The organism is Alicyclobacillus suci, assembly GCF_017329615.1.
In the GTDB taxonomy this organism is placed as follows: domain Bacteria; phylum Bacillota; class Bacilli; order Alicyclobacillales; family Alicyclobacillaceae; genus Alicyclobacillus; species Alicyclobacillus suci.
Genome location: NZ_JAFMTW010000275.1, coordinates 1 through 216, shown reverse-complemented (window position 1 = coordinate 216; position 216 = coordinate 1). Strand labels below are relative to the sequence as shown.

At 47.2% G+C, this 216-nt stretch carries 1 protein-coding gene; it reads right to left on the bottom strand.

The window, feature by feature from the left end:
- The coding region (locus J3482_RS20700) for a DDE-type integrase/transposase/recombinase (RefSeq protein ID WP_206923153.1) at positions 1–216 on the bottom strand (216 nt) is incomplete at both ends.

Here is a 216-nt window from a genome sequence, read left to right as displayed (position 1 = left end):
TCATCCATTTGGTTCTGAATTGTTTGCCGTTGTCAAAGTAGATAGCCTCTGGTATACCGTGCTTTTGTACAGCTTGGCGAAAGCAGTCTTCCACAATGGTTTGGTCCAGCGTGGGGTAAAACCTCCCGTGGAGAACAAAACGAGTTGCGTCATCCAACATAACCACGAGATAGACCTGTTGCTTTGAACCATTCGTTCCAATGGGGAGATAAGGGC